Source organism: Brunnivagina elsteri CCALA 953, assembly GCF_002289455.1.
Classification (GTDB): domain Bacteria; phylum Cyanobacteriota; class Cyanobacteriia; order Cyanobacteriales; family Nostocaceae; genus Brunnivagina; species Brunnivagina elsteri.
This window is the reverse complement of the sequence record NZ_NTFS01000244.1, coordinates 1-10,155: the sequence shown is the minus strand read 5'-3', so window position 1 is coordinate 10,155 and position 10,155 is coordinate 1. Positions and strand designations below refer to the sequence as shown.

The window sequence follows — 10,155 nt, the reverse complement described above, 5'->3', positions numbered from 1 at the left end:
GCGTTCGCGTTTAATTTCCCTTTACTTTCTCATGATTTATTTATCTTTCTTGGAAGAATAAAAACTGGGATGTACCCCCTTGGGTTGAAGAGAGAAAATCGGGAGATGTGTATACAAAAAGAGATATAAATATCAAAGGTCACGGTGCGATTGATATGATGGCAAAGATGACCAACAATGCATTTGCTGAGAGTGCGATCGCAGCGCGTTCGACACAACAATTTCAGGATTTATTCAAAGAAGTCGAATTTACACCAGCACAAAAAGCAAGTGCAGTCCAAATCAAGAAAATATATGATTTGCTAATTCATCGAGCAGTTACAATTAGTCGAGAAGTCGAACAAGCACCTGGTTTAAAAATTGTCGCTACCAATTCTCAGGGGCAGCAAATCGAAATTATTGGTTTAGCCGAGAAAAAGCATCCCAATCTTTTCGACAATAGAAAACTCGATATTACTGTTGTTGAGAATAAAAGTCCCTACAATCAAAGTCAGAAAAAATGGATTGCGATAAGCCGGGAAGAAGCTTTGGTTAGAGATAAAAAAGTAAGTTTATTGGATGAGCTAAAGCCAATTCTCAAGGAAAAATATACAGAGAGAAATAATCGAGGTTTACTACATGATGGGGAAGCATCTTTAAGTGTAATACCCGTTAAAAGTGAATATTTTGAATCATTATTACAGGAGAAAGGTAAAAATATAGAAGTTTTGAAAAAGCTGTCCGATGAAATCGATCGCAAATTTGGTGTTGAGTGTTCGCTGGGGGTTGCTCGCAAAGAAGATATTGAGGAGCTTTATTTTTGTGTAACCTTACCTACGGAAGTTTCGCAACAGAAAACAGCAGCGAGAATTAATGATGCTCTAAATTTTCCCCTGGATTACGACCAATTAGAAAATGGACGCAGAACCAAATTTATTGCGATGCCCTTGGCAACCATCTTCGATGGTATCGCTCTTCCTGAATTAGAAGAAATTATCGATCAAGTTGAAAGCAAGGTAAAGCATCCAGCGACACGAGAGATGGAAACTCCAAGCGTAGACGTAAGACTTGTCGTCAGACATCGCATTCAACTAGCTGTATCTCAAACCGAACCAGTTAAACGGGAGGAATGGGAAAAACAGATGTTGAAACTTGCTCTTGCGTGTTTGAGAGAGAATCCTGCCTAATATTTCCAAAGCCGAAGCATTACGAAATACCCAACTAGCATTTTTAAACGATACAAATAAAGATTTACAACATCCATTTTACTGGGCACTATTCGTATTAATTGGTAATTGGTTATAGTAAATATTTAAGAGTTAGGAGTTAGGAATTAGGAATTAGGAATTAAAAACCCCAAATATCCTACCCTCCTCTCTGCGTCTTTGCGTCTTTGCGCGAGTTTTATCTTTATTCAGATTATATAATTAAAACTGATTCAGAAAATAGGAAACTACCATAGAAAAAGGTGTATATTTCCCACTATCATCAACACGCTGATACCCTTCTGCTAACAACTTAACTTCAGCATCACTTAACCCTTCAATCATCTCCAAAACAGCATCAACAGCAACCCGACGCATCTTTCGCAACTTATCAATATTCAACGCTAAAATATCAATTGTCGTCTTCGCAGCAATCTGCATCTCCACATCATTTGTAGGTAAAATATCACCCGAACCCGAATAGCGGAAATAGTTTACACATTGCGGATTTAACGGTGAAATCATTAAATCATCATCAAACCAATTCGTTTTTTTATGCCCACAATGTACAGGTTTTGTTGGTCTAACTTCATCTTCACCTTGACAGGATGCAATCAAATTTGTATATGTAAACGTTAAATCTTGGTACTTACTTTTTGGTCGAAAATGTTCAACATGACAATTTCTGCGACTAATATTAATACCACAATAGCAGCAAATATAACCCTGTTCTCTTAGCAGAGATTGATACACATCTTCTTTCACAGATTTATTAAAAGACTTCCAATTAGATATCTTCTTACCTTGTTTTCGATTCCATACAGTTAAACTACCCGGTTCTTGACTCTTATTAATGTACTTCATTTATTGAGAATTTCCTTACGTCTAATTAGTACATCTGCACGGACAAATTCCGGTTCATCTTCACCGATTTCACTTGCTAATACTTGACGGATTTTTTTTGCACCTTCAAGATTATTATTATCAATACATCGAAACAATTCACGAAGACTATCTTTAACTTCCTGTGGACGTTCCGGTACTCTCATCAAATCTTCGAGAATACGGTTACTGTCTCGTCCAAAAGAACTTTCAGCATGGTGAATAGTGATACCTGAATCAGTTTTTTCAAGGATATAAATACCTTCAGGTTTGACATGACTAACTACCTGAGGAGAATGGGTAGTAACAATCAATTGGCAATTGGGGAAAGTGTGAGTCAAAGCTGGAATTACTTCCCGTTGCCATTTGGGATGTAAATGGAGTTCAACTTCATCAATCAAAACTACCCCATTTCCCTGTAATGGTTTCGGGTTACTCGGATTTGCGATCGCAAGTCTCCAAGCTAAGTCTCCTACCATCGCAAGCAGACATTTTTCACCATCAGAAAGTTGATTGATGATGATTTCTCGACTATCTTTAATTACTGTCATCCGCAGTGGAGAACGTCGGATACGTAGGTTGGAAAAGTCTGGTAATACAGAGTAAATTGCTTGTCTGACTGTATCAAGTTGTGGATTTAAGAAAGTAGGATTATCCCGTCTTTCTTCATTTTCTAAATCTTCTAAAGTTCTAAACCATTGGAAGAAATTATTGAAGTTAATTTGTACTCCATTTAATGCTTGTTCGTAAGCCGCAACGGTTTCAATTACGGGTTTCTTAGTAACTTTTAAAGGGATATCGATGACTGCGCGATTAACAGCGTAATGTACGAATACTGGTAAATTGAATTGTGGATTTTGTCGTAACTGATTTTGGGTATCTTCAATCAGCTTTTTTAATTCGATTAAGTTGCTACTAGTATCTTTTGTTCGCCGCTTTTGTACCTTTGTTAATGACCAACTTACTTCATCATTATCAACAGAAATTGTAATTTCATTATGGGTTTCATTACATCCACTATTTACATCTTCTTCCCGAAACAAACGTCCCGAAGTTGTGGGATATTGAATTGGAGATGTAAATCGAGAAAGCAGTATGGCTAAACAATCTAAAATACTCGATTTACCAACTCCATTAATACCCAGAATTACCGTTGGTTCTTTGCTATCAAAATCTAAACACAATTCTTTAATGCCACGAAATGAATTAATGGCAATACGCTTAACTTTCATATGTCCTTCTAATTTAATTTATGAAATAAAATAATCAATATAGATGACCTATATAGTCATCTAAAACAAAAAATCCATAGAATATTAAACTGATTTTAGTGGAATTGTACCCCGATCAAAAACCTTATTATCAGTACCAATACCTTTAACTTCGATTCTATCTGCATAGACATCGTAAGCCGCAAAACTCAACTTTTCCGCAGAATAAGCAGTGCGTTCATTCTTACCCACTGGACGAGTTCCAGCACCAGCACCACATACTAAATATGTTGTCCCATTAATAACTTTTGTGCGTTCATAATTGTGTTCATGACCGTTGATATAAAGTTGAACATTATACTTTTGAAAAAGTGGTGTAAACGATTTAATAAATACTTGATTATCACCATAATATCCCGAAGAATAAATTGGATGATGTCCGTAAACAACCTTCCAAGCTGCTTTTGATTTACTTAATTCTGTTTCCAACCAAACTAACTGGGTTTTCATGTCAGCATTCCCATTAGTATCTAACACAAAAAACAGCATTTGCTCGCGAGTATATGTATAATAACGACCTTTCATATTAAACCCAGCATACTTTACTTGTGGGTCGCCATTCTCGGTACGAATATCGTGATTACCTAAACAAGCTTGGAACTTTACACCCTTTTTTAGCAGTTCTGCATAAGGACGTTCAAAAACAGCATTAATTTTCTCCATTTCGCCATTATTATAAATATTGTCGCCAGCTAAAACCACCAGTCTATAAGGATTTTTGCTGTGATAATTCGTCATTGCTTTTGCGACTTCATACTGTCCCTTAGCACCTGTACCAGTATCAGCAACAGAAACAAATCTAAATATTAATGTTCCTTTTTGAGAATCTTTAATAGGCTTTTTATTAACTTGATTGATATTATTTTTACTAGCGTTAATAACTTGTATATAACCAAAAATTGTTGCACTAATGGTAGCAAAACTACTTAAAATTATAAATTTACGTCGTTTGAAATTCATATTTATCCTATTTAATATGTATGTAGGTACTTTATCTAGACAGTTATACTCCGAACGGTTGTCTATTCGCTATTAGCTAATAAAAAAGGATAACAAGCATTTGACAAGTCTAATTTTGAACCGTTTTTAGTATATTAGTCTCGTTTCCAGGAAAACCCGGAAAATAAAATATCCCAATCACGGACTTATCGATAAATCCCATTCGCTGCAAGGGTAGGGAAACCCCTACGATTCTGGATAATTTATTTATACATCAGTGCCTCCTAAATGCTAATATGTTTTAAGTGTTTATATAGTAATATTCTTAACTTAATTGCAAATTTAATGTATTGCTAATTATAGAAACCATTTGACCTCTTTATCACTACCTAAAGTAGCCGACCAAAAAAACATCAGAGGACAGTCGGGAAGATTGAAAGTTCCGAAAGCAAGTTGGAATACTGGAGTTATGGATGCGATCGCTAACGTCAAAATACCAGTTCTGACCGAAAATAATCGCAAACTAGTACCGCGCGGCGTAAATAAACCAACTATTTTGTGGGAGAATAATTAATTAGATTAAAACAACTTTTTGTTGATGAGGAAGGAATCAGGGTGTGGCACGATTAGCTCCAAAGGAATTAAGTTTAAGCAATTGCGATGAACTGCAACAGTTGGTAAACCAGCCCAGTCAAGGTTATACAAATAAAGAGTTTTAGCCTTTATTCGTATAACCTTGACTGGGCTGATGGTACAACCCTAGCTACTGGAAGTTTTGACGGTACGATGAAGCTTTGGGATGTTTGTGCAAGTCAATGTTTCAAAACCCTAAAAGGAAACATTGAAATTGTATTTGCAATGAGTTTTAGTCCTGATGGTAAGTAGTTGGACACAATTAATTACACAAAACTTGGGCTGAAATTATTACCTATCAAAGATATCCAAAAATCAGTATTGTAATTAATTCTGTCTGGTTACTTAATACCCTTGTTAGTGGGGGTAGATCTAGAGACAATAATGTGGAACTTTGGGATATCCGTACTGGTGAATGTGTGAATACTTTGCGGGGGCATACTAGTGGTAGTGTATCCTCTCTTAGTTTCAGCCCTGATGGTAAAACCATTGCCAGTGGAAGTAGTGACTATACCGTGAAAATCTGGGATGCTCTTACTAGTGAATGTTTGAAAACTTTGCAAGGATATACTCGTGGTATATTATCAGTTTCTATCAGCCCTGATGGTAAAACCATTGCCAGTGGAAGTAGTGACCACACAGGTCATCTTTCCGTTGATAATCGCGCACAGTTAATTGCAAGCAATAATGGTGGAAAAGGGAACGGTGGAAATATTCGTGTTGATGCAGCATTACTATCTCTTACAGGTAATTCTCAACTCAGAGCTAGTACTCAAGGGGAAGGAGATGCAGGCAATATTTTTATCAGTACCCGCGATCGCACTTCATTGGATGATGGAGCAATTATCTCAAATATTGTTGGAACAGTTTCTAGTCCTGGGCGTTTTGGTAACGGTAAGGGTGGACTAATTCGTATTGATACTGGTTCGCTATCAGTAGCTAATGGCAGTCAGCTTCAAGCTAGTACTTTTGGTACAGGCGATGCTGGTGATATTATTATCAATGCTCGTGATAGTGTTATTGCTTCTGGGTTTGGAGAATTTGAAGATTTAACACTTCCCACTGCTGTTTTCAGCGTTGTTGCTGAGGACAGTAGGGGAAATGGTGGTAATATTCGCATCAATACAGGTTCAGTATTTGTTGAAAATGGCGCACGATTTAGTGTTTCTACATCTGGTCTAGGTCGGGCTGGAAATATTACTATCGATGCGCGTGATAGTGCTGTTGTAGATGGAGTTAGTAGAGTTGGGTTTGCTAGTCAATTATCTACTGCAACAGAAGATGATGCAAGCGGAAGAGGGGGAACAATAACTGTTAATACAAATTCATTTCGAGTTAGTAACGGTGGATTTTTGGATGCCCAAACAACATCTGCGTTTGGTGGTGGAGATGTAACAATTAACGCCAATAATTTTGAAGCTACCCAAGGTGGGCGAATTTTTACCACAGCAACAAACCAAGGACAAGCTGGTAATATTACTTTCAATGCTGATACTGTCAACCTTTCTGGTACAAATGGGAGAAGTATTAGCGGATTATTTGCCAATACAACCTCAACAGCTTCCGCTCGCGGTGGTAATATTCAAGTAAATGCTAGGAAATTAGATGTAAGCGATCGCGCTCAAATTTCCGTCAACAGTCAAGGTAGTGGTGTTGCTGGTGATATTAATATTGATGCCAAGAGAATCGAACTGAGAGACAAGGGGCTAAATGAGCAATCGTACAGAAAGTTACGCTAAGGCTGTAATCTTTACTGGATAAGCATTCTGCAAACCGATATTTCTCACAATTCTCGATGTACCAATTAACCTATACTCTGTTTGGTACATCAAACGAGTACGATACAGCAAGGATTTGAGGCTCCTAAATTTTAGAGGCTTCAATTGGTACAGGTTTCTCTCAGGTGAATAGGACGTTGAAAATAGGTCATCAAGTCCTTAGCGTAACTTTCGGTATCACTGCTTATTTCACCCCGACAACGCCAAAATCATTGCCGAAACAACATCTCAAGACGGCGGTAACATCTTTGTAGATAACGCAGATTTACTGTTGCTACGTCGTGGAAGTGTTGTATCTGCAACCGCAGGAGAAGCAGGAAATGGTGGCAACGTCAATATCAACTCAAAATTTATCATTGCTATTCCTAAAGAAGACAGCGACATCATTGCTAATGCTTTTGAGGGGAATGGTGGTAGAGTTCAAATTAACACTCAAGGAATATTTGGGACAGAATTTCGTTCCCAAGAAACAAATCAAAGCGATATTACTGCTAGTTCTAAATTTGGTGTTTCTGGTATTGTCACAATCGAATCTCCCGATAATAGTTCTATCCCAAACAACCTTGGCAAACTCCCCCAAAAAGCCATCGACACCGATGCCCTCATCGCCAATAGTTGCATAGCCCGCAGAAATCAACAACAAAACGGTTCCTTCTTCATCACAGGTTCCGGTGGTTTACCCCTGCGTCCCGGTGATCCTTCCCTTCCTTTTTATTCGACTGGAGATGTGCAACCAATCCCCACAGAATCAACAACATTACCAACACAAACACGACCCTGGCAAATAGGCGATCGCGTTATTGAGCCATCTGGAGTATATGAACTGCCAAATGGGAAGCTTGTACTTGGTAAAGAATGTTGATTTTATATCCCAACTAAGCCCTAACAATAGTCACAGAACGCCCATTTTTCGTAGTTGTAACTTCAGTTGTTAATCGCTCATCGATGGGTAAAGCCCTTGCACGTAAATCGAAAACAATCAACCAACCAAAATTTACCCCCAACCTTGCCAAATAGGAATCTAACTGCTCAATACCCGATTCCATTGGGTCTCCCCTTTTATCCCGCCAAGCTTTTAACTCAATCCCTAGAGTAATCTTGCCATATTTGAGACATAAATCCATGCGATCGCGTCCAATGGCATACTCCCTTTCTAGCGTTCCCCCACCATTCACCACCCGATGCAAAAATGCCATTAACACCAAATGGGGGGCAATTTCATGGTAAGAAGCGCTACCAAGTAATGGTTCTCCATGTTGTCGCCAAAACGCTAAAAACGCCTTTAATAGGTCATCTGTGTCTAACTCCCCGGATTGAGTTAACCAAGTAGGTGTTATTTGAGGCAGAGAAGCCATCGGTGTTACCGTTAATACTCTAGGTAAAACCTCCCGATAAATCGGATTAGCGATCGCAAGTCCTCCCAAGGGGTCCATCTTACATAAGCCCAGGTCGATGACAAATTGGATATCATCATTTGGCACATTTCCTAGTTCTAAGCCTGCAAGTATAGGCTCAATAATTGCCTTCACCCTCGGTTCTCGAAGTCTTTCAGCAAGGGAATCAAGATGGGTATCTTGCCTTTTAATTAGTATTTCTTTGGCTGCGTGAACATGCTCAGGTGTAATTGCTACATTTACATCCGTCACCATCTCTTCGACAATTTCTTTAGCAAGGGCATTTACCAACCAAGGTTGTCCCTGAGTCAACTCAAATGCTGTTGCGATCGCGTCTGGGGTAAAAACTTGTCCCGTGTCTTCGGTATGTTGTTGGTATAATTGCGCCACCTCCATTGCGTTAAAATCTCTCAAAGTTAGGGAACGGACTTTGATGTTAAAGGGGCTTGCTGTATTTAATCTATTACTTCCACCAGAAGCAACCTTATAATCCCGCACATCTCGTAAACCAATTAACCCAACAGATAAGGGAAAGTTTTTTGGACGACTGGGATAACCATCACGTAACTGCCGCAAAATCGAAATTAGGGCTTTGTCCTGCAAAGAGTCGATTTCATCAATAAATAGTACAACATGCCTTGGTGAAGCTTGCGCCCATGCCTGCAAACTAGATCGAATCCTTTGTCCTGCATCCTCAAACTTCCAAGCAGGTGGTTGTAGTTCTTGGGGTAAACGGATTGCGATCGCATCACTCCAAGCACCAAGAATTGCTAATTCGGCTTTTCCAGGGTCATCACTAAATGGAGCGCCAACTTCCGCAGATACCATGACTGCCGCGTAGTTGCCGCTTTCTGTAAGTTGTTTTGCCAAAGCCAGCATTGCCGTCGTTTTACCTGTTTGGCGAGGAGCATGAATGACAAAATAGCTTTCTTGGGCAATTAGTCGCTCCAAATTCGGCAACCTCACAGTTGGCGGTAGCATGTAGTGAATGTCGGCTTTACAAGGACCTGCGGTGTTAAACCAACGAGGCATAGGGATTCGGTTACTGTTGTTGGGATGTCCTTAGTGTAGCGCTTTGAGTTGCAGCTATTTCTAGTGGAGTTTTACTTATGGGTTGCCGAATAAAAGTTAAATCTATAGACGTATAAGGGTTTCAAGCCTTTTTTGTTAAATAAGTGCAATAACGTCTACCTTGAATATGAAATGGTGCGTTACGCTGCGCTTACACACGAAGAGTGAATGTACTTTATTTAATCCGTGTTCATTAGATGATTTACAGCCCTTTAAATATCGGTCAATAATCTTGCTTTTCTCAACAAAAATCTCAGCACTGTTTCTTCGCTGGAAATAATATCAGCTTTTGCTTCCATTCCTGGTTGCAAATAACATTGACGTTCCCCACGACCAAATGTGAGATTTTCTGGTTGAATTATCGTTTCAAAAAATGTACTGTTTCCGGATGTTACGTTTCCAGAAGTATTATTATTTTGTTGGGTAATTGCATCTGGTGAAATTGCTTTAACTGTTCCGATAAGAGTACCATAATCTGGGTAGGGACAAGCATCAACCCGCAATTAAACTTTTTGATTCACCGCAACTTTTTTGATTTCTCCGGGGAGAACATTCGCTTTAATAATTAATGGTGCGTTGCTTGGCGCAATTTCTGCTACTGCATCTAAGCAGGGTAAGCGCATTTAATTTTGTAGTAAGAAATACAGATTATTTGACTAATATATACATATGCAAATCGAATTTGAGTATTAAATACATCAAGTAGTACGCTAATAAGCAAAGCGTCTATTGTACATCGGGGTCAGTCTCATGGTATTGGGTTTCAAGTCTCCTAATAATTCTCTGATTAAAAGCCCTAAAGCATTAAATATAGGGAATGCGACTGCGTTAACAGAAAAGATGGAATCAATTTTTGGCGACATCAAAGACCCCCGTGTAAAAAGAAAACGTGTGCATTTATTAACAGATATTTTAATCATCGCCATATTATCAGTAATCGCAGGAGCTAAAGGTTGGGAAGACATGCAGAATTATGGTTTAAGTAAATACGATTGGTTGTCAG

General features: G+C 38.7%; 11 protein-coding genes and 1 pseudogene. 7 read left to right on the top strand and 5 right to left on the bottom strand.

Features of this window, described 5'->3' with window-relative positions; translation table 11 throughout:
- The first annotated feature begins 107 nt into the window (after window positions 1–107).
- Both CK510_RS32885 and CK510_RS34420 read left to right on the top strand, forming a co-directional pair.
- A complete protein-coding gene (locus CK510_RS32885) occupies window positions 108–1,166 on the top strand; it encodes a hypothetical protein (protein ID WP_211293233.1) in 1,059 nt (352 codons plus the stop codon).
- A pseudogene (locus tag CK510_RS34420) lies at window positions 1,162–1,284 on the top strand (CHAT domain-containing protein); the annotation flags it as partial. The gene CK510_RS32885 and the pseudogene CK510_RS34420, both read left to right, overlap by 5 nt.
- A gap of 122 nt (window positions 1,285–1,406) precedes the next feature.
- Here the strand turns inward: CK510_RS34420 and CK510_RS19575 are convergent.
- From CK510_RS19575 to CK510_RS19565, 3 genes are all read right to left on the bottom strand, one after another.
- Window positions 1,407–2,048, bottom strand: coding sequence for a retron system putative HNH endonuclease (locus tag CK510_RS19575; protein ID WP_095723301.1), 642 nt, complete (start codon window positions 2,046–2,048; stop codon window positions 1,407–1,409).
- Entirely contained in the window at window positions 2,045–3,298 is a 1,254-nt protein-coding gene (locus CK510_RS19570; protein WP_095723300.1) for an AAA family ATPase, read from the bottom strand. The genes CK510_RS19575 and CK510_RS19570 overlap by 4 nt, the downstream gene beginning before the upstream one ends.
- A gap of 84 nt (window positions 3,299–3,382) precedes the next feature.
- A complete protein-coding gene (locus CK510_RS19565) occupies window positions 3,383–4,297 on the bottom strand; it encodes a metallophosphoesterase family protein (protein WP_095723299.1) in 915 nt (304 codons plus the stop codon).
- A 349-nt stretch (window positions 4,298–4,646) separates the two neighbouring features.
- On the opposite strand from CK510_RS19565, the gene CK510_RS31890 reads away from it, so the two are divergent.
- The 4 genes from CK510_RS31890 to CK510_RS19550 all read left to right on the top strand — a co-directional run bounded on the left by CK510_RS31890 (window position 4,647) and on the right by CK510_RS19550 (window position 7,549).
- On the top strand, window positions 4,647–4,850 hold the full coding sequence (locus CK510_RS31890; protein WP_158224930.1) for a hypothetical protein: 204 nt from the start codon (window positions 4,647–4,649) through the stop codon (window positions 4,848–4,850).
- 125 nt (window positions 4,851–4,975) lie between these two features.
- Window positions 4,976–5,161, top strand: a complete 186-nt coding sequence (locus tag CK510_RS31095) for a WD40 repeat domain-containing protein (protein ID WP_143289354.1) — start codon at window positions 4,976–4,978, stop codon at window positions 5,159–5,161.
- 134 nt (window positions 5,162–5,295) lie between these two features.
- Window positions 5,296–6,648 carry a WD40 domain-containing protein gene (locus CK510_RS19555; protein WP_095723298.1) on the top strand — a complete coding sequence of 451 codons (1,353 nt, stop codon included), beginning with the start codon at window positions 5,296–5,298 and terminating at the stop codon, window positions 6,646–6,648.
- Between the two features lie 310 nt (window positions 6,649–6,958).
- Complete coding sequence (locus CK510_RS19550) at window positions 6,959–7,549, top strand: S-layer family protein (RefSeq protein WP_095723297.1); 591 nt, start codon at window positions 6,959–6,961, stop codon at window positions 7,547–7,549.
- Between the two features lie 13 nt (window positions 7,550–7,562).
- Here CK510_RS19550 and CK510_RS19545 read toward each other — a convergent pair whose 3' ends face one another.
- Window positions 7,563–9,113: an ATP-binding protein gene (locus CK510_RS19545; RefSeq protein WP_095723296.1), complete on the bottom strand. Its 1,551-nt coding sequence runs from the start codon at window positions 9,111–9,113 to the stop codon at window positions 7,563–7,565.
- 251 nt (window positions 9,114–9,364) lie between these two features.
- Complete coding sequence (locus tag CK510_RS19540; protein WP_095723295.1) at window positions 9,365–9,655, bottom strand: beta-barrel domain-containing protein; 291 nt, start codon at window positions 9,653–9,655, stop codon at window positions 9,365–9,367.
- 247 nt (window positions 9,656–9,902) lie between these two features.
- Between CK510_RS19540 and CK510_RS33550 the strand changes: the two genes are divergently transcribed.
- A partial coding sequence (locus CK510_RS33550; RefSeq protein ID WP_245912226.1) for a transposase family protein occupies window positions 9,903–10,155 on the top strand: 253 nt, incomplete at its 3' end.

What these genes read in the sequence shown, in the direction of transcription:
- CK510_RS19545 (WP_095723296.1), bottom strand. Translation starts at nt 9,113, where the DNA reads ATGCCTCGTTGGTTTAACACCGCAGGTCCTTGTAAAGCCGACATTCAC.
- CK510_RS19565 (WP_095723299.1), bottom strand. Translation starts at nt 4,297, where the DNA reads ATGAATTTCAAACGACGTAAATTTATAATTTTAAGTAGTTTTGCTACC.
- CK510_RS19575 (WP_095723301.1), bottom strand. Translation starts at nt 2,048, where the DNA reads ATGAAGTACATTAATAAGAGTCAAGAACCGGGTAGTTTAACTGTATGG.
- CK510_RS19570 (WP_095723300.1), bottom strand. Translation starts at nt 3,298, where the DNA reads ATGAAAGTTAAGCGTATTGCCATTAATTCATTTCGTGGCATTAAAGAA.